The organism is Candidatus Pseudothioglobus sp. Uisw_041 (assembly GCF_048087625.1).
Classification (GTDB): domain Bacteria; phylum Pseudomonadota; class Gammaproteobacteria; order PS1; family Pseudothioglobaceae; genus Pseudothioglobus.
Map to the genome: position 1 here is coordinate 953385 of NZ_CP159805.1, position 17673 is coordinate 971057.

At 34.7% G+C, this 17673-nt stretch carries 20 protein-coding genes; 19 read left to right on the plus strand and 1 reads right to left on the minus strand.

The genetic code is table 11. The features are described from left to right. Positions 1-6: 6 nt before the first annotated feature. Genes pdxA through ABXT44_RS04855 form a run of 4 tightly spaced genes read left to right on the plus strand, consistent with a single transcriptional unit; the run spans position 7 to position 2879 of the window. Entirely contained in the window at positions 7-969 is a 963-nt protein-coding gene (gene pdxA, locus ABXT44_RS04840) for a 4-hydroxythreonine-4-phosphate dehydrogenase PdxA (protein WP_416686143.1), read from the plus strand. Beyond that, entirely contained in the window at positions 953-1708 is a 756-nt protein-coding gene (rsmA, locus tag ABXT44_RS04845) for a 16S rRNA (adenine(1518)-N(6)/adenine(1519)-N(6))-dimethyltransferase RsmA (RefSeq protein WP_416686144.1), read from the plus strand. The genes pdxA and rsmA overlap by 17 nt, the downstream gene beginning before the upstream one ends. Then, a complete protein-coding gene (gene apaG, locus ABXT44_RS04850) occupies positions 1692-2063 on the plus strand; it encodes a Co2+/Mg2+ efflux protein ApaG (RefSeq protein ID WP_416686145.1) in 372 nt (123 codons plus the stop codon). Before rsmA ends, apaG begins: the two co-directional genes overlap by 17 nt. Positions 2064-2072: 9 nt before the next feature. Further along, positions 2073-2879: a symmetrical bis(5'-nucleosyl)-tetraphosphatase gene (locus tag ABXT44_RS04855; RefSeq protein WP_416686146.1), complete on the plus strand. Its 807-nt coding sequence runs from the start codon at positions 2073-2075 to the stop codon at positions 2877-2879. Here ABXT44_RS04855 and dapF read toward each other — a convergent pair. Then, on the minus strand, positions 2876-3697 hold the full coding sequence (dapF, locus tag ABXT44_RS04860) for a diaminopimelate epimerase (protein WP_416688434.1): 822 nt from the start codon (positions 3695-3697) through the stop codon (positions 2876-2878). The genes ABXT44_RS04855 and dapF overlap by 4 nt on opposite strands. An 82-nt stretch (positions 3698-3779) precedes the next feature. Here dapF and ABXT44_RS04865 point away from each other — a divergent pair, with 82 nt between their 5' ends. The 15 genes from ABXT44_RS04865 to acpP all read left to right on the plus strand — a co-directional run bounded on the left by ABXT44_RS04865 (position 3780) and on the right by acpP (position 17622). Then, positions 3780-4145, plus strand: coding sequence for a gamma-butyrobetaine hydroxylase-like domain-containing protein (locus ABXT44_RS04865; RefSeq protein ID WP_416686147.1), 366 nt, complete (start codon positions 3780-3782; stop codon positions 4143-4145). 140 nt (positions 4146-4285) lie between these two features. Then, a complete protein-coding gene (gene bamA, locus ABXT44_RS04870; protein ID WP_416686148.1) occupies positions 4286-6601 on the plus strand; it encodes an outer membrane protein assembly factor BamA in 2316 nt (771 codons plus the stop codon). Between the two features lie 7 nt (positions 6602-6608). Continuing rightward, the gene (locus ABXT44_RS04875) at positions 6609-7106 is read left to right on the plus strand and encodes an OmpH family outer membrane protein (protein ID WP_416686149.1); all 498 of its coding nucleotides are present in this window, start codon (positions 6609-6611) and stop codon (positions 7104-7106) included. After that, complete coding sequence (lpxD, locus tag ABXT44_RS04880; protein WP_416686150.1) at positions 7103-8107, plus strand: UDP-3-O-(3-hydroxymyristoyl)glucosamine N-acyltransferase; 1005 nt, start codon at positions 7103-7105, stop codon at positions 8105-8107. Before ABXT44_RS04875 ends, lpxD begins: the two co-directional genes overlap by 4 nt. Before the next feature lie 4 nt (positions 8108-8111). Continuing rightward, positions 8112-8555, plus strand: coding sequence for a 3-hydroxyacyl-ACP dehydratase FabZ (gene fabZ / locus ABXT44_RS04885; RefSeq protein WP_416686151.1), 444 nt, complete (start codon positions 8112-8114; stop codon positions 8553-8555). A gap of 5 nt (positions 8556-8560) precedes the next feature. Beyond that, positions 8561-9358, plus strand: coding sequence for an acyl-ACP--UDP-N-acetylglucosamine O-acyltransferase (lpxA, locus tag ABXT44_RS04890; RefSeq protein ID WP_416686152.1), 798 nt, complete (start codon positions 8561-8563; stop codon positions 9356-9358). Positions 9359-9373: 15 nt separating this feature from the next. Then, on the plus strand, positions 9374-10903 hold the full coding sequence (gene murJ / locus ABXT44_RS04895) for a murein biosynthesis integral membrane protein MurJ (RefSeq protein WP_416686153.1): 1530 nt from the start codon (positions 9374-9376) through the stop codon (positions 10901-10903). Then, complete coding sequence (locus ABXT44_RS04900; RefSeq protein WP_416686154.1) at positions 10900-11166, plus strand: oxidative damage protection protein; 267 nt, start codon at positions 10900-10902, stop codon at positions 11164-11166. Before murJ ends, ABXT44_RS04900 begins: the two co-directional genes overlap by 4 nt. Positions 11167-11189: 23 nt before the next feature. Next, positions 11190-11816, plus strand: coding sequence for a guanylate kinase (gmk, locus tag ABXT44_RS04905; RefSeq protein WP_416686155.1), 627 nt, complete (start codon positions 11190-11192; stop codon positions 11814-11816). 50 nt (positions 11817-11866) lie between these two features. Beyond that, a complete protein-coding gene (gene rpoH / locus ABXT44_RS04910) occupies positions 11867-12706 on the plus strand; it encodes an RNA polymerase sigma factor RpoH (RefSeq protein WP_416686156.1) in 840 nt (279 codons plus the stop codon). 34 nt (positions 12707-12740) lie between these two features. Then, a complete protein-coding gene (locus ABXT44_RS04915) occupies positions 12741-13031 on the plus strand; it encodes a co-chaperone GroES (protein WP_416650812.1) in 291 nt (96 codons plus the stop codon). Positions 13032-13043: 12 nt separating this feature from the next. After that, on the plus strand, positions 13044-14684 hold the full coding sequence (gene groL / locus ABXT44_RS04920; RefSeq protein ID WP_416686157.1) for a chaperonin GroEL: 1641 nt from the start codon (positions 13044-13046) through the stop codon (positions 14682-14684). Between the two features lie 82 nt (positions 14685-14766). Next, complete coding sequence (gene parE / locus ABXT44_RS04925; protein WP_416686158.1) at positions 14767-16650, plus strand: DNA topoisomerase IV subunit B; 1884 nt, start codon at positions 14767-14769, stop codon at positions 16648-16650. Further along, a complete protein-coding gene (queC, locus tag ABXT44_RS04930; protein WP_416686159.1) occupies positions 16643-17314 on the plus strand; it encodes a 7-cyano-7-deazaguanine synthase QueC in 672 nt (223 codons plus the stop codon). Before parE ends, queC begins: the two co-directional genes overlap by 8 nt. Positions 17315-17394: 80 nt before the next feature. Continuing rightward, positions 17395-17622 (plus strand): acyl carrier protein, encoded by a 228-nt coding sequence (gene acpP / locus ABXT44_RS04935; RefSeq protein ID WP_020024381.1) that lies wholly within the window; start codon positions 17395-17397, stop codon positions 17620-17622. Positions 17623-17673: the final 51 nt, after the last annotated feature.

Here is a 17673-nt window from a genome sequence, read left to right on the forward strand (position 1 = left end):
TTAATTATGTCTATTGCATTTACTTCTGGCGAGCCCTCTGGAATTGGTCCTGATATAGCTCTCATATACGCTCAAAAAGAAAGGAATGAAGATCTCCTGGTTTATGGTGACCCTGATGTATTAATCAATCGAGCAAAACTTCTTAATTTACCTATCTCCTTGAAGGAACATAAAACAAGAAAAGCAAATGAATTAAGTATTTATCCAATAAAAACAAAGTCAAGAGTTGAGCCAGGGAAGTTAAACCCTGATAATTCAGATTACGTACTATCTTTGATTAGGCTTGCAACTAATGATTGTGTTAATAAGAATTGTGGCGGCATGTTGACTGGCCCTATCAATAAGGCTGTCATTAATCAATCGGGAATTGAGTTTATTGGTCACACTGAGTATCTTGCTGACTTAACTCAAACCCCTAAAACTGTAATGCTTCTTGCAACAGATCAACTTAAAGTTGCCTTTGCTACTACTCATCTTGCCTTAAAAGACGTATCTAAAAATATTACAACAGAATCTCTTATAAAGGTTATTACCATAATTAATAATGATTTTAAATACTTAGGAGTCGAAGACCCGTCAATTCTTGTATGCGGTCTTAACCCACATGCAGGTGAAAATGGATATCTTGGGGATGAAGAGTTAATAACTATCATTCCTGCTTTAAAATCACTTAAGAAGAGTGGTATTAATCTAATTGGACCAGTTCCAGCAGATACTGCCTTTACTCCAGACTCATTAAAAAATATTGATGTAGTTTTAGCAATGTATCATGATCAGGGTTTGCCTGTATTAAAAGCAAAAGGTTTTAAAAATGCAGCTAATATAACTTTAGGTCTCCCTTTTATTCGTACTTCTGTTGATCACGGCACCGCTTTAGATTTAGCAGGTACTGGTAATATTAGTCTAGGTAGCTTTAATACAGCTCTATCCTACTTTAAGACTTTAACTAATAATGCGACACCAGCCTAGAAAAAGATTTGGACAAAACTTTTTAGTTGATTATCAAATTATCAACCAAATTATTTCAACAATATCTCCAAAAAATGATGACAGTATTGTAGAAATTGGCCCGGGAAAAGGAGCGATTACTTTTCCATTACTTGAACATTTAGATCATCTAAGTGTTATTGAAATTGATCGAGATTTAGTTTCTATGCTTGAATTAGAGGGACAAGAAAAACTAACCATCTTCCAGTCAGATGCATTAACATTTGATTTCAGTCAAATTCCTAATAAAATTAGGGTGATTGGAAATCTCCCATATAATATCTCTTCCCCTTTATTGTTTCATCTTCTTGACTATAGAGATCAAATTGTCGATATGACTTTTATGCTTCAAAAAGAAGTGGTTGATAGAATAGTTGCTCCTCCAGGAAATAAGACTTATGGACGTCTTAGCGTTATGATGCAAGCTTTTTATGAAGTTGAGTTAATGTTTATTGTTCCAAAAGAATCTTTCGAGCCTCAGCCAAAAATTGAATCTGCTATACTTTATCTGAAAACTAAAGAGCGGCCACTAGTTAAAAACTCAAAACCCTTAGAGGAAATAGTAAAACTTGCCTTCTCTCAGCGAAGAAAAACACTAAAAAACTGTTTAAAATCTGTATTAAATCAATCACAAACTGAAATTGACTTATCACAAAGAGCTGAAATGCTTAGCACTGAAAACTTTGCAACCTTAATGAAAGACTATGAAAAACAAAATTGAAATAAATGTAGAGGTAACTTACCTACCAGAGCAATCAAATCTAGTGAATAGTCAATATGCTTATGCTTACACCATTACCATTAAGAATAACGGAGAAACTGGAGTACAACTAAGAACAAGACGCTGGCTAATACAAGATGAATTTGGAGAAACTGAAGAGGTTATTGGTGAAGGTGTAATTGGGCAACAACCCCACCTTTCTCCTGGTGAAAGCTTTAAGTACAGCTCTGGTGCAGTAATTAGTACTGAAACGGGAACCATGAAAGGCTCTTATGGGATGATTAGTGATCAAGGACAAAGATTTGACGCGGTCATTCCAGAGTTTACATTAAGTGAACCTTATACTCTTCATTAGGCAAAGCACATGGACTATGCCATTGGTGACGTTCAAGGCTGTTTTAAAAGCCTTAAAGGGCTCTTAAATAAAATTAATTATAATATTGATAGAGATCGATTGTACTTTCTAGGTGATGTTGTTAATCGAGGGAATAACTCACTTGAAACGCTCCGCTTTATTCAATCAAATCAAGATAACATGGACATGGTTCTTGGTAACCATGATTTTCATCTACTAGTTTGTGCACTAACTGAGCGCCAACCTAACAAGAATGACACGTTCTTAGACATATTGTCTGCTTCTAATAAAAATGTTCTACTTGACTATCTGCTTACTAGGCGACTTTTAATTGAACATAAAGATTCGCTCTTTGTTCACGCAGGAGTCCCACCTCAATGGAGCAAGTCAGATGCAATCAAAAATGCAGAGGTAGTTCATAAGAGCCTTCAATCAAAAAATGTGAGTGAATTTTTATCCAAAATGTATGGTAATTATCCCAATAAATGGTCTAGTAACCTTTCTAATGAAGAAGGCTCTCGTTATACAATAAACGCCTTAATGAGAATGCGTTTTTGCAAAGAAGATGGTGAGCTTGAATTTGAGCATAAGTTAAACGTTGATCAAAACCCAGAAAACTTTGAAGCTTGGTTTTTGCATTCAAACCGACTGATGGCTGATGAAGAAATATTTTTTGGGCACTGGTCATCTCTTAAAGATGTCGACTCTGAAAATATTTACCCTCTAGATCATGGGTGCGTGTGGGGTGACAGGCTTACAGCCTATGATTTAACAAACCATAATTATATTTCACAAAAATCATTAGAGATTAATTAGGATGGTGCACTTCTCAGATTAATCGAGCCTTCATAAACAAACTCTCCAGGACCAGTAAGATAAACTTTTTTACCATCATACTCAACCATTGCATTGCCGCCATTTAAGCGCACTTTTACCTTTGAATTAAGCATTCCAAGCCTAATACCATGAATCACAGCTGCACAGGCTCCTGAGCCACAAGCAAGTGTCTCGCCAACCCCTCTCTCAAAAACCCTTAACTGAACTTTATCTTTACTTAATACCTTCATAAACCCAACATTGACACCCTCAGGAAAGTCATCAGAGGATTGAATTTTTAATGCAGTAGAGTTTATATCAGATATGTCATCCAAAATCAAAATAGCATGAGGATTTCCAATAGATAAAGATCCAACTTTAAAGCCTTCAACAAAATACTCAAAACTCTCTTCAATAGCATTAAGAGGAATTATGGATGGAAGAAAGTTTGGCTCACCCATCTCAACTCTAACAGATTCATCACTGTTGACTCTTAAAACCATAATGCCAGTATTAGTTTCAACAGAAAGTGGGTTCTTATAAGATAAATTTTTCTTCTGAATATAAAGAGCAAAGCACCTTGCGCCATTTCCACATTGGTTAACTTCAGAGCCATCAGCATTAAATATCACATAACGAAAGTCAACATCTTTTGATGATGAACTCTCAACCATTAGTAATTGATCAAAGCCAATCCCAAAACGACGATCAGATAATTTTCGAATCTCTTCAGTTGATAAACTAACATCCCCATCAATATTATCGATTATTACGAAGTCATTTCCTAGACCATGCATTTTTGTAAAATATATCATGATTAATATTTTAACCTTTTGTATCATGATTTATTTAGATACTGCTATGCTAAAATCTAAAGATAATTAAAAACACATAATAATAATGAATACACCAAGCAATATTACTCTTAGTAAAGATAAAAAGGTTCTCACTGTAAGATTTGATGGTACTGATTACACTATGACAAGTGAGTATCTCAGAGTTTATTCTCCATCAGCAGAAGTTCAGGGCCATGGTCCTGGGCAAGAAACTCTTCAGCTTGATAAGCAAGATGTTTTTATTCAAACACTTGTTCCAATGGGAAATTATGCAATAGCAATTCATTTCAGTGATGGCCATACTACTGGGATATACTCGTGGAGTAATTTGTATAATCTTGGTAGCAAAAAAGATGAGCTTTGGCTAGATTACATCAACCGAGTTGAAAATAAAAATAACAGCAACAATTTCCATGAAGTTCAAATCTAGCCTCCAAATACTAGCAATAGAATTTTTAGCTTTACTTTGACAATATGATTGGTAATTTTGTTAAAATTACAGTTAAGCCTATTTATGTTTATTATTACAATTAAAACAAATAAAAAATTAATTAATTCAGGTAAAAAAAAATGAAAAATAAATTTATTCAGTCTTTAGCTCTTCTTTTATTATTTTTTACAACACAAGCCTTCGCCAATCCAATTAATAAAATTAATTTTATTGGGCTGAACAATTCCTCTGAAAGCACTTTATTGTCCTTAATGCCTTTTAAGACTGGTCAAAACTTTTCACCTTATGTCAGTGATCAAATCATTGAATCTCTATTTAAAACTGGGTTATTTGAAAATATTAGTATTGTTAAAAATGAAAAATCACTTGACATTACGTTAAAAGAAAATTCAACAATAAAGTATTTAGAGATTGAATTAGACTCAAGCTCAGCCTTTTCCACCTGGCTCAAAGGTGAAAAAATACACTTTACTTCTGAAATATTAAATGAGCAGATTACTGAAAACCAGCTTTCAACAGGAAATATTTTTACAGAAAAAAAACTAGAAGATTTTTTATTACTCCTTAAATCTAAATACTCTCAAGCTGGATATTTCAACTCAAAAATTATTCAAAATATTGAAATAGACACCCAAAATAGAGCTGGAATTGAGCTAATTGTATCTCAAGGAAATCGAGCCACTATAGATTCATTTGTTATCACTGGCTCAGATAAGATTTCTGAAAAGAAACTTTTGAAATTATTTACGATAGGTGAGCCTGATATGGCTCTAATAAACTACTTTACAAATAAAGATGATTTCACCGATTTTAAATTAAGAAATGGAATTGAAACAATGACACAAACATATTTTGACTCAGGCTATTTAGATTTCAAGGTTCTTGATGTTCAGTCTGACCTTAATGAAAACAAAGAGAGGCTATCCATTACTATTGATGTAACTGAAGGTATCCAATACAAACTTGGGGATGTTTCATTTAAAGGAGAGCTTGGTAATATAAGTGAAAGCGAACTTAATAATACTATTTCTATGTCAAAAGGTGATGTATTTAACCGAAACCTCATTATCAATGACATCCAGACACTTACTGACCTATATGCCAATCAGGGTTATGCTTTTGTAGAAATTAATCCTATTACGTCAGATTTATTGGACTCTGTTGATATTAATTTTGAGATCTCTTTAAACAAAAAAACTTACCTCAATAGAATAACTATTACAGGAAATACTCGCACTCAAGATGAAGTCATTAGAAGAGAAATTGGAATCTCAGAAGGCGGCTTATATTCTAGAAGCATACTTAAGAAATCTTTACTCAACTTAAGGCGACTAGGTTATTTTTCAGATGTTCAAATCTCTACTTCTGAAGTTAAAGGGATGAGTGATAAGATTGATATTAACTTTAATGTAGAAGAGACTCAAACTGGATCGGTAAGCTTTTCAATGAGTCATAGTAATAATTATGGTGTCTCTTTTGGTGCTGGAATTCAAGAAAAAAATATATTTGGATCTGGAAATACTCTTAATGCCAACCTGAAAATTGCAAAATCATTTAACAAAGTTAGTTTTTATTTCATGAATCCAAACTTTAACGATGAAGGCCATAGTTTAAGTATCGGTGCATTCAAAAGTGAAATTGATAATGATGAAGTAGCGGCAAACTCTTATGAGATTGATTCAACTGGCATTAGTTTTGGATATGGCCTTCCTCTTAGTGATAATACTAGAATTAATGCCGACCTAGAATACTCAAAAAATGATATCAAGTGTAGCACTCTTTTTGCAGGAACGGGATATGAGTCAAGTCAGTGCGCTTCAAAAAGTAATGATGAATTTAAGACAAATATTAGTTGGAGTGAAAATACACTAAATAATTATATGTACCCAACAGAAGGTGTTAATAATTCTTTGAATTTGGGAATATCTCTCCCTCTTGGTGATTATAAGTACTTCAACATAAGTGCTGATCATACGAGTTATGCTCCTATTAATTCAACAACAACGCTAAAACTTACTGGTAATTTGAACCTTTCAAAGGGCTATGGTGGTAAAGAACTGCCTTTCTATAAGCGACATTTTGGAGGAGGGTCAGGATCTATTAGAGGTTTTGGAAATAAAACGCTTGGACCGCTTTATCCAAATGGAAAAGCAAAAGGTGGTGAAATTTCAATACTTGGTAGTGCAAACTTAATAACACCTGCTTTTTTCTTTGAAGATAATGAAAAAATGAGGATGAGTGTGTTTATAGATACAGGAAATATCTATGAAAAAAGTTCAAACATTAAACTTGGCGACATAAGAATGTCTGCAGGATTTGGATTTGCATACTTAAGCCCAATTGGATCAATTGGAGGCTTCATTTCAACTCCAATTCTGAAAAAATCAGGTGATATTACTGAAGACTTTGGGTTATCTATAGGTACTGGCTTCTAAAATTTTCATGAGGATTTTAGCTATATCTTGCTTAGTATTACTGTCTTTTTCTGCATGGACTGACACAGTTAAGATTGGCTATATTGATACGCAAAAAGTTATTAATAACTTACCTCAATATCAACAAAGTGTAGGCCAAATATCTGAAGAGTTTGAGCCAAAAAAACTAGAATTACTAAGCTTATTCAAACACATTGAACTTCTTAGAGCAAAAGTTAACGCTATAAATAATACTGAAAAAAAAGAGAATCTTCAAATAGAATTATCTAAACTTACTTTACTTGAAGAAAGTTTTAAGAAAGAAACAGAGTATTGGCAAGAAACGATGAATACTAAAAAAATCGAATTACTTCAAAAAATTGAACTCCTAATCAACAACACAATTAATGACCTGGCGATTTCTGAAAGCTATGATTTAATTCTTTATGAAAATGCCGCCTTTGTAAGTGATGAAGTTAACATTACTAATAAAGTAATTCAAAGAATTCTAAATAATTCATTATGATGTTTACTCTTAAAGAAATTGCTAAACTAATAGATGCCAAAGTTTATGGAAATTCTTCTAAAGAAATTATAGGAATGAATACTTTAGACAATGCTACTTCAGATCAAATTTCTCATGCAGTAAGTCAGAAGTATCAAAAATCTCTAATTAGCTCAAATGCTGGTGCTATAATTGTTGATAAAAAACTTATTGAGCATTGTTCTTCTAATGCTTTATTAGTTGAAAATGTTTCTTTAGCTTATGCGTTATTAACGCATGAATTTAAGAATTATCAAAACATTAATCATCTTCAAACAACTTCACAAGTAATAAATTCCTACAGTAAAGTTGATTTTGCTCCAGGTTGTATTATTGGTAAAAATGTAACTATTGGTAAAAATACCTCTATCGGAGCAAATTGTGTAATTGAAGATGACGTAACTATTGGCATGAATTCACTAATTGAATCAAATGTAACAATCCACAAAGGGTGTGAAATTGGTAAAAAATGTGTAATTTCATCTGGCGCAGTTATCGGCTCTGAAGGCTTTGGAAATGCAAGAGATCAAAACAACCGGTGGCATGCAATTGCTCACCTTGGAGATGTGATTATTGGTGATGAAGTATCTATCGGCGCTAATACAACTATTGACAGAGGCTCTATCGATAATACTGAAGTTCATAGTGGAGTAAAAATTGACAATCTTGTTCACATAGCTCATAACGTAATTATTGGAAGTGATACTGCTATTGCAGCAAAAACGGGTATTGCTGGAACTACTGTTATTGGAAAAAGATGCATGATTGGCGGCATGGTTGGCATTGTTGACCATCTAACAATAACTGATGATGTTATAGTTAATGCGACAAGCACAGTCAATAGAAATATAATAAAACCAGGAATTTATACTGGTTTTGTTCCTCTTATGCTTCATTCAGAGTGGAAAAAGGCAGGAGTATGGCTCACAAAACTTGATAAAATTGCTACTCTACTAAAAATTAAATTAAAAGATATTAAATAATTCTATGAAAATGAATATTAATGAGGTTAAAAATTTTCTACCTCACCGCTACCCTTTCTTGCTTATTGATAGGGTTACTAACCTTGAAGTGGGAAAAAGTCTTACAGCTATAAAAAATGTTACCTTTAATGAGCCACATTTTACTGGCCACTTTCCCGACCAGCCTATTATGCCTGGAGTCCTAATAATTGAGGCTTTGGCACAAGCAACTGGAATATTAGCTTTTAAATCTGAGGTTGGAAAACCACAAACTGGTCAAATTTACATGTTAGTAGGTGTTGATAAAGTTCGCTTTAAAAGGATGGTAGAGCCAGGTGATCAACTAGAAATTTATGCTGAAATTATTACTGTTAAACGCGGCATATGGAAATTCAGCTGCAAGGCCTCAGTTGAGGGTAAATTAGTTACTTCTGCTGAAATTTTATGTACTCAAAAATCTGCTGAATAATAATTATGTCTATTGATCCTTCTGCCATTATTCATGAAAGCGCTAAAATTCATAAAAGTGCCATAATCTCAGCTTACGCTGTTATCGGGGCTAACGTTGAAATAGGCGCTGGTACAGTAATAGATTCTCATGCTGTAATTGCTGGCCCTACGAAAATTGGTAAAAATAATCATATTTACTCCTTTGCTTCTATTGGTGGTGATCCTCAAGACATTACTTATCAAGATGGGCAAGAAAGCAATCTAGTAATAGGAGATGATAATATGATTAGAGAGTTTTGCACAATTAACAGAGGCACTGAAAAAGAGAACTCTTTAACAAGAATTGGCTCAAATAATATGCTCATGTCGTATGTTCATATTGCACATGACTGTCAACTCGGTGATCATATCATTATGTCTAATAACGCCTCACTAGCTGGTCATGTTAGAATTTCAGACTGGGCCATACTTGGTGGCTTTGTTTTAGTTAAACAGTTTTGTGGCATTGGAAGACATTCTTACGCTGGAATGGGTAGTCAAATTAATAAAGATATCCCTGACTACATGGTTGCAGCTGGCATCCATCCAAAAATAAGAAGCATTAACTCTGTTGGAATGAAGAGAAGAGGTTTTAGTGCAAGCTCAATTTCATCTATAAAACGTGCCTTTAAGGTCGTTTATCGTGACTCTCAAGGCAGACTTCTTGACCATGCACTAAGTGAGCTTGAAGCATCAGAATCTGACAGTCACGAAGTTATGCAATTTGTAGAATGTATACGAAACTCAAGAGTGGGCATCATGCGCGGCCCAGTTGATGAATAGATAGCATTTTCTGTTATGTCTAAGTCTTTCATAAAGTCCAGCAGCATTGTCGCTGCAATGATCTTTATTTCAAGAATCTTAGGGCTAGTTCGAGATTTTATTATTGCAAGGCTCTTTGGAGCTAATGAGCTAACTGATGCATTCTTAGTAGCGTTTAGAATACCTAACTTTTTTAGGCGTCTATTTGCCGAAGGCGCTTTTTCACAAGCCTTTTTGCCAATTTTGGCAGAGTCAAAAGCTAATCAATCTGATGAAGAGGTTCAATTAGTAATTAATCATATTGCTACTAAATTACTTAGCATACTTATGATCATTACCCTTATTGCAATTGTAATTGCGCCAATCATAATACTTTTATTTGCATGGGGGTTCTACTTTAAAGCTGATGCAACTCAGTTTAATTTAGCCTCTGATATGCTTCGAATTACTTTTCCTTATTTGCTTTTAATATCTCTTACTGCCTTATCTGGATCCATCCTTAATACTTATGATAATTTTATAATTCCAGCATTTACTCCAGTATTACTAAATGTTTCATTAATCCTTAGCGCTGTATTTTTATCTAAATACTTGTCCACGCCAATTATGGCACTAGCCTGGGGTGTTCTTATTGGAGGATTTATACAGCTTGGCTTTCAAATTCCATTTTTAAGAAAAATAAAACGACTACCTAAATTACAGTTTGGTCATCATAAGGCACTTTCAATACTTAGAAAGAGAATGCTTCCAGCTTTGTTTGGCGTATCAGTATCTCAAATTAATTTATTGGTTGACACAATGATTGCATCAACCCTTATAGCTGGAAGTGTCTCATGGCTATATTATTCAGATAGGTTGCTAGAGCTTCCTTTAGCTTTAATTGGAATAGCTTTAGCAACTGTTGCATTGGCAAAACTGAGTAACTATCATGCAAAAAATGACACTAAAAACTTTATAAATACAATTGATAAAGCTCTTTTATATGCAATTTTATTTGGACTTCCTGCATGTGCTGGATTAGTTCTGCTTGCAGAAGAACTAATAATTACGCTTTTTCAATATAATGCATTTGATGCCTTATCTGCTAAAAAAACATCTTTAAGTCTTCAGGCATATGGCTCTGGCTTAATGGCTTTCATTGCAATAAAAATCTTTGCGCCAATTTTTCTATCAAGAGGAGACACTAAAACTCCTGTTAAAGCTGGCGTAGTTGCAATGGTTTCAAATATAGTTTTAAATTTAATATTAGTTCAGTACTTTGATCATGTTGGCTTAGCAGCCGCAACATCAATCTCAGCGCTAATTAATGCTGCAATTCTATATTTTTTCTTAATAAAGCAGTCAATATTTAGGTTTCATATTGCTTTTTATAAAATGCTAGTTAAAGTAATATTTGCAGTCACTATAATGTCGCTGTATATTTATTACTTTGATTCAAGTATAAGTCTTTATCTTGAATCCTCTCTAATAGAGAGGACTATACTTATTTCAAAAACTATTACCATTTCAATAGCTATATATTTTTTAACGCTTTATACACTTGGAGTTAGATTAAAACAATTATGAAAGAAGTTCACTGCATTAAATTAGATACAAAGCTAGAAGGACTAGAAAGACCTCCCTACCCTGGTGATCTTGGTAGAAGGATTCTGGATTCAGTCTCTAAAGAGGCTTGGCAAATGTGGCTTGATCACCAAACTATGTTAATTAATGAAAATAATTTAAACTTATTTGATGAGTCATCACAGAGCTACCTAAAAGAACAAATGGAAAATTACTTTTTTTCAGAGCAAGACATTGATCAAATTGAGGGTTATATACCAAAATAATTATATGGAAATTTGATTAAAAGATGTCTAATCTATTTATAGTAGCAGCTCCCTCAGGATGCGGAAAAACATCTCTTGTTGAGTCATTAATTAATAATACTAAAAACTTGCGCGTCTCAATATCTCATACGACACGAAAGCCTAGAGCCGGTGAGGTTAATGGAACTAATTATCATTTTGTTTCAGTTGCTGAATTTCAAAAAATGGTGAGTGATGATGCATTTATTGAGCATGCTGAAGTCTTTGAAAACTTCTATGGGACTTCTAAAAAACTAATTAATGACAATCTGAACAATAACATAGATGTCATCCTGGAAATTGACTGGCAAGGCGCTCATCAAGTTAAGCAGAACTTACCTAGTGCAATTAGTATATTTATTTTACCACCTTCAAAAGAAGCACTAGAATTAAGGCTTAAGAATAGGGCTCAAGATGATGAGCTAATCATCAAAAAAAGAATGCTGGATGCAGAAAATCAAATGAGTCATTATAGTGAGTTTGATTATCTAGTCATTAATGACAATTTTAATGCTGCTTTAGCTGATTTAGAGTCAATAATATCCTCTTCAAATAATCTATCTCAGCGCGCTCACCTGTCTTTAGAAGAGCAGTCAATCAAACACAAAAAACTACTTAAAAAATTGATATAACTGAAAAATTTGGTATAATTTAGCCCTAAATTATCATTTTAAGTAAATTTATGAGTGATTTTGCATTATCGATAAAAAACACATCTAGAGATCTAGAGGTACAAAAGTACCCGCCAATTCTAACTCCAGAGCAAGAATATGAGTTGGCTATTGAACTCTATGAGAATGGCAGTTTATCGGCCGCACAAAGACTTGTTCTTGCTCATATGAGATTCGTTGCCTTTATTGCGCATAGCTATAAAGGGTATGGCCTTGAAAATGCTGACCTAATTCAAGAAGGCACGATTGGTTTAATGAAAGCGGTTAAACGCTTTAACCCTCATAAAAAAGTTAGGTTATCTTCTTTTGCTGTTTATTGGATTCGTGCAGAGATTCATGAATACATCTTTAAAAACTGGAAAATTGTTAAAGTAGCAACAACTAAAGCACAAAGAAAGCTTTTCTTTAAACTCAGAAAAGCAAAGGCAAATATTTTTCAATCTCTTACAAGTGAGCAAGCCAAAATAATTGCAGAAGATCTTGGCGTTAAAGAAAAAGATGTTATTGAAATGGAATCTAGGCTTCAGCTCAACGATGTTGCTTTTGAGGTTAATGATGACGATGATACTTATACTCCAGAGCACTACATCTCAGATCCTGGTAAAAATCCTGAACAATTAGTATTAAATGATAAAAACCAAGAAGATCAACATAATAAGCTTTATCAAGCACTTTCTTCTTTAGATGAAAGAAGTATCGATATTTTACAAGCAAGGTACTTGAAAGAAGAAAAATTGACCTTACATACTTTAGCAGACAAGTATGGTGTTTCTGCTGAAAGGGTTCGTCAACTTGAAAACAAAGCTATTAAAAAGCTTAAAGAACGTCTAGAAGGCCAAGTAAACCTTTAACGACAAATTTTGTAGTTCAACACCAGGAGAGAATATGGAAATCCGTCCCTTACATGACCGTGTCATTGTACGAAGAGTAGAAGAAAAGAAAACAACAGCAAGTGGTTTAATTATCCCTGATTCATCAACTGAAAAGCCTTCTAGAGGTGAAGTTGTTGCAGCTGGAAATGGTAGAATTAGTACCCAAGGAGATTTAATTCCTTTGGATGTGAAGGTTGGCGATATAGTAATGTTTGGTCAATACTCAGGTGCGGAAATCACTGTAGCAGAAGAAAAGCTTCTAGTGATGAGCGAAGATGAAATTGTTGCAGTAATTGAAGAATAAAGGAGAAATATAATGTCAGCAAAAGACGTAAAATTCGGCTCAGAAGCTAGAGATTTAATGATGTCAGGTGTTAATACACTTGCAAATGCAGTTAAAGTAACGCTTGGACCAAAAGGAAGAAATGTAGTTATTGATAAATCATTTGGTGCTCCATCAATTACTAAAGATGGTGTCTCAGTTGCTCAAGAAATCGAACTTGAAGGTAAGTTTGAAAATATGGGCGCTCAAATGGTTAAAGAAGTAGCATCTAAAACAAATGATATTGCTGGTGACGGAACTACTACAGCAACTGTTCTAGCTCAGTCTTTAATCTCAGAAGGGGTTAAGTCAGTCGCAGCAGGAATGAACCCTATGGACCTAAAAAGAGGCATTGATAAGGCTACCGAAGTTGTTGTTGCAGCGTTACAAAAAGCATCTCAACCTTGTAAAGATAGCGAAGCAATTGCTCAGGTTGCAACTATTTCAGCAAATTCAGACACATCTGTTGGTGAAATTATTGCTAAGGCAATGGAAAAAGTTGGAAAAGAAGGTGTAATTACTGTTGAAGAAGGCTCAACACTTGAAAATGAACTTGATGTTGTTGAAGGAATGCAGTTTGATCGTGGATATCTTTCTCCATACTTCATAAACAATCAAGAATCTATGACTTCTGATTTAGAGCATCCATATATTTTACTTCATGATTCTAAAATTGCAAACATTCGTGACTTACTGCCAGCACTTGAAGCAGTTCAAAAAGCTGGCAAACCACTTCTAATAATTGCCGAAGATATTGAAGGTGAAGCGCTTGCAACTCTTGTTGTTAATAACATGCGTGGCATTGTCAAAGTAGCTGCCGTTAAAGCACCTGGATTTGGTGATCGCCGTAAAGCTATATTAGAAGATATAGCGGTTCTTACTGGAGCTACAGTTATTTCTGAAGAAGTTGGCTTATCACTTGAAGGTGTTACTGAAGAGCATCTTGGAACTGTAAAACGTATTGAAATTGGTAAGGATAATACAACTTTGATTGATGGATCAGGAGCTAAAAAAGCTATTGTAAGCCGTGTTGGCCAAATTAAAACTCAAATAGAAGCTACTAGCTCTGATTATGATAAAGAAAAGCTTCAAGAGCGCTTAGCTAAACTTTCTGGTGGTGTTGCAGTAATTAAAGTTGGTGCAGCGACAGAAGTTGAAATGAAAGAGAAAAAAGACCGTGTTGATGATGCGCTTCATGCTACACGCGCTGCAGTTGAAGAAGGTGTTGTTCCAGGCGGTGGCGTTGCTTTTGTTCGCGCTATCTCATCACTGAGCTCACTTAAGGGTGATAACAGTGACCAGGACGTTGGAATTGGTATTTGCAGGCGCGCTTTAGAAGAGCCTCTTAGACAAATCGTTTCTAATGGTGGAGGCGAAGCTTCTGTCGTTTTAAATGAAGTCTTAAAAGGTAAAGGAAACTTTGGCTATAACGCGGCATCTGAAGAATATGGCGACATGCTTAAGATGGGTATCTTAGATCCAACTAAGGTTTCTCGCGCAGCGCTTCAGCATGCAGCAAGCATCTCTGGTTTAATGATAACTACTGAAGCAATGATTACTGATAAGCCTCAAGATTCTGGACCTGCAATGCCTGATATGGGCGGCATGGGTGGTGGAATGCCAGGCATGATGTAAAACTATTTGTCTTTATAAAAAAAGCCCCATTTTTTGGGGCTTTTTTTGGTATTATGTCAGCCAATTACAACCAATACATCATATGTCTAATTACGACGCGTCATCAATAGAAGTACTAACTGGCCTGGAGCCAGTCAAAAAACGCCCAGGAATGTATACCGATACTGAAAGTCCAAATCATCTCGCTCAAGAAGTAGTTGATAACAGTGTTGATGAAGCTGTCTCAGGCTATGCAACTCAAATCAACGTAACTCTTCATAAAGATAATTCTATGTCTGTTGAAGACAATGGCAGAGGAATACCTGTAGATATTCATCCAAAAGAAGGAACACCTGCTGTTGAGGTTATCCTTACAAAACTTCATGCTGGCGGCAAGTTCTCAAATGATTCTTATCAATTCTCTGGTGGACTTCATGGAGTAGGAATTTCTGTTGTGAACGCCCTATCGACTTCAATTGAAATCTGGATAAAAAGAGATTCAAAGCAATACTATATGCAATTTGAATCAGGCGCTAAATCAAAAGATTTAGAGGAAATAGAAGAGGTTGGTAAGCGAAATACTGGAACTTTAATAAAGTTCTCGCCAGATCCTCAATATTTTGATACCGTAAAGTTTTCTATCAAAAACTTAAGGCATAATCTTCGCTCTAAAGCAGTACTTTGCCCTGGGCTTGAAGTTAACTTTGTAAACGAAATTGATGAAACAACAGATAAATGGCTTTTTGAAGATGGCATTAAAGACTACCTTCAAGCTTCTCTAGATGGGCTAGATTGCATTCCCGCAATACCTTTTTTAATCTCTAGTAAAACAAAAGAGGAGCAGCTTAATTGTGCACTAACTTGGACTGAAAATACTACAAATACTACGGCTGAAAGCTTTGTAAACTTGATTCCTACAATTGGCGGAGGAACTCACGTTAATGGACTCCGATCTGGATTAACAGATGCGTTAAAAGAGTTTTGTGAGTTCAGAAGCCTTATACCAAAAAATATTAAATTAACGCCTGATGATGTTTGGCAAAATATTGCCTTTGTATTGTCAATTAAAATTCTTGATCCGCAGTTTTCAGGCCAGACAAAGGAAAGACTATCTTCACGTGAGTGCGCCTCTTTTGTTTCAGGAGTAGTTAAAGATTCATTTAGTTTATGGCTAAATCAGCATACTGATATAGCTGAAAAAATTGCTGAACTAGCTATCCTTAATGCTCAAATCAGATTAAAAACTGCTAAGAAAGTTATTCGAAAAAAAATCGTAAGTGGGCCAGCGCTTCCTGGAAAGCTATCTGACTGCACCAGTGTTGATCTCGATCAAACTGAAGTTTTTTTAGTTGAAGGAGACTCTGCTGGAGGCTCAGCAAAACAGGCTAGAGACAAAGAGTATCAAGCCATATTACCACTTAGAGGTAAAATTCTTAATACATGGGAAGTTGACTCTTCTCAAGTTCTTGCCTCAAATGAAATTCATGATATAAGTGTTGCAATTGGCTTAGAGCCTGATAATAGTGATCTTTCTGGACTTCGATATGGAAAGGTTTGTATCTTAGCTGATGCTGACTCAGATGGACTTCATATTGCTACCCTTATTTGCGCTTTATTTGTTAAGCACTTTCCTAAGCTAGTTAAAGAAGGTCATGTCTATGTGGCAATGCCGCCTCTATATAGGATTGATGCAGGAAAGCAGGTATTCTACGCCCTAGATGATAAAGAGAAAGATGCATTTGAAGCCAAACTTGCAAAGGAAAATAGTCGTCAAAAAATTCAAGTTCAAAGATTTAAAGGATTAGGTGAGATGAATCCAAAGCAGCTTAGAGAAACAACCATGCAGCCAGATACTAGAAGATTAATTCAGTTGACTCTTAATCACCCACTTCAGGTTGCAGAAACTATGGACATGCTGCTTTCTAAAAAAAGAGCTTCAGACCGTAAATCTTGGTTAGAGACCAAAGGTAATCTGGCAAATGTCTAAAGCGATTGTTTTGTTATCTGGCGGCTTAGACTCAACAACCGTACTTGCAATTGCAAAAGCTCATGATTTTGAATGTTATGCGCTAAGTTTTGATTATGGTCAAAAGCAACGCTCTGAGCTAGAATCTGCAAAAACTATTGCCAAGCAATCTAAAGTGGTAGAGCATCGCATTATGAAAATCTCCCTTGCTGATATTGGAGGCTCTGCTTTAACAGATGACAAAATAGATGTTCCAAAGTACTCTAAAAGTGATGAAATCCCTGTCACTTATGTTCCAGCCCGAAATACTATTTTCTTATCTTTTGCACTAGCATGGGCTGAAGTAATTGACTGTCAAAAAATTTATATTGGTGTTAATGCTCTTGATTACTCTGGCTATCCTGATTGCAGGCCTGAATTTATTAAAGCATTTGAAGATATGGCAAATCTGGCAACAAAGCAATCTGTTGAAGGTGAAAAAATTGAAATTAAAACGCCTTTAATTAGTATGACTAAAGCAGAGATCATCCAAAAAGGATTAAGTCTTGGTGTTGACTACTCACAAACTATTAGCTGTTACCTAGCTAACTCAAATGGAGAGGCTTGTGGCGAGTGTGATGCATGCGTACTTAGGATAAATGGCTTTAACAATGCAAACATTAAGGATCCAACTTTTTATCAATAAATATTTAAAATTTAGCGCTATTTAAATGTTTTTTGAAGATAAAATATAAACTTTTAAACAATTTAAGGATTTAACTCAAAATGAGTATTGAAGATAGAGTACGTAAAGTTGTGAGTGAGCAGTTAGATGTTAGTGGTGAAATTGACAATAATGCTTCATTTATCGATGATTTAGGGGCTGATTCATTAGATACTGTAGAACTTGTAATGTCTCTTGAAGAAGAGTTTGATTGTGAAATTGCAGACGAAGAAGCAGAAAATATTACTACTATTCAACAAGCAATAGATTATATCAACGCAAACACTTAATAAACTTCAATAAATCTTATAAGGCGTTTACTTTAAAAAGTAATACGCCTT

Excerpts from the sequence above, each read along its gene's own strand:
- groL (WP_416686157.1), top strand. The coding sequence starts at position 13,044 with ATGTCAGCAAAAGACGTAAAATTCGGCTCAGAAGCTAGAGATTTAATG.
- ABXT44_RS04915 (WP_416650812.1), top strand. The coding sequence starts at position 12,741 with ATGGAAATCCGTCCCTTACATGACCGTGTCATTGTACGAAGAGTAGAA.
- ABXT44_RS04900 (WP_416686154.1), top strand. The coding sequence starts at position 10,900 with ATGAAAGAAGTTCACTGCATTAAATTAGATACAAAGCTAGAAGGACTA.
- queC (WP_416686159.1), top strand. The coding sequence starts at position 16,643 with ATGTCTAAAGCGATTGTTTTGTTATCTGGCGGCTTAGACTCAACAACC.
- rpoH (WP_416686156.1), top strand. The coding sequence starts at position 11,867 with ATGAGTGATTTTGCATTATCGATAAAAAACACATCTAGAGATCTAGAG.
- rsmA (WP_416686144.1), top strand. The coding sequence starts at position 953 with ATGCGACACCAGCCTAGAAAAAGATTTGGACAAAACTTTTTAGTTGAT.
- apaG (WP_416686145.1), top strand. The coding sequence starts at position 1,692 with ATGAAAAACAAAATTGAAATAAATGTAGAGGTAACTTACCTACCAGAG.
- lpxA (WP_416686152.1), top strand. The coding sequence starts at position 8,561 with ATGTCTATTGATCCTTCTGCCATTATTCATGAAAGCGCTAAAATTCAT.
- fabZ (WP_416686151.1), top strand. The coding sequence starts at position 8,112 with ATGAAAATGAATATTAATGAGGTTAAAAATTTTCTACCTCACCGCTAC.
- murJ (WP_416686153.1), top strand. The coding sequence starts at position 9,374 with ATGTCTAAGTCTTTCATAAAGTCCAGCAGCATTGTCGCTGCAATGATC.
- ABXT44_RS04875 (WP_416686149.1), top strand. The coding sequence starts at position 6,609 with ATGAGGATTTTAGCTATATCTTGCTTAGTATTACTGTCTTTTTCTGCA.
- pdxA (WP_416686143.1), top strand. The coding sequence starts at position 7 with ATGTCTATTGCATTTACTTCTGGCGAGCCCTCTGGAATTGGTCCTGAT.
- parE (WP_416686158.1), top strand. The coding sequence starts at position 14,767 with ATGTCTAATTACGACGCGTCATCAATAGAAGTACTAACTGGCCTGGAG.
- lpxD (WP_416686150.1), top strand. The coding sequence starts at position 7,103 with ATGATGTTTACTCTTAAAGAAATTGCTAAACTAATAGATGCCAAAGTT.
- ABXT44_RS04865 (WP_416686147.1), top strand. The coding sequence starts at position 3,780 with ATGAATACACCAAGCAATATTACTCTTAGTAAAGATAAAAAGGTTCTC.
- acpP (WP_020024381.1), top strand. The coding sequence starts at position 17,395 with ATGAGTATTGAAGATAGAGTACGTAAAGTTGTGAGTGAGCAGTTAGAT.
- bamA (WP_416686148.1), top strand. The coding sequence starts at position 4,286 with ATGAAAAATAAATTTATTCAGTCTTTAGCTCTTCTTTTATTATTTTTT.
- ABXT44_RS04855 (WP_416686146.1), top strand. The coding sequence starts at position 2,073 with ATGGACTATGCCATTGGTGACGTTCAAGGCTGTTTTAAAAGCCTTAAA.
- gmk (WP_416686155.1), top strand. The coding sequence starts at position 11,190 with ATGTCTAATCTATTTATAGTAGCAGCTCCCTCAGGATGCGGAAAAACA.